At 50.5% G+C, this 281-nt stretch carries 2 tRNA genes; both read left to right on the forward strand.

Features of this window, described 5'->3' with window-relative positions:
* Nucleotides 1-112 precede the first annotated feature (112 nt).
* Nucleotides 113-185, forward strand: a tRNA-Phe gene (locus tag G9G57_RS25420).
* A 22-nt stretch (nucleotides 186-207) separates the two neighbouring features.
* A tRNA-Thr gene (locus G9G57_RS25425) sits at nucleotides 208-280 on the forward strand.
* Nucleotide 281 lies beyond the last annotated feature (1 nt).

Below are 281 nucleotides of genomic sequence, written 5' to 3' on the forward strand. Positions count from 1 at the left end.
AACTGTGGTGTAGAGGCCTAACATGCCTGCCTGTCACGCAGGAGATCGCGGGTTCGAATCCCGTCAGTTCCGCCATTAGTAATACATTGCTTGATAAAGAGCTCTATTGTAAGGCTCGGTAGCTCAGTCGGTAGAGCAGAGGACTGAAAATCCTCGTGTCGGCGGTTCGATTCCGTCCCGAGCCACTTTTAATTGAATAGTTTTTGTGCCGGTGTAGCTCAATTGGTAGAGCAACTGACTTGTAATCAGTAGGTTGGGGGTTCAAGTCCTCTCGCCGGCAC

The organism is Paenibacillus sp. EKM211P (genome assembly GCF_011066175.1).
GTDB lineage: Bacteria > Bacillota > Bacilli > Paenibacillales > Paenibacillaceae > Paenibacillus > Paenibacillus polymyxa.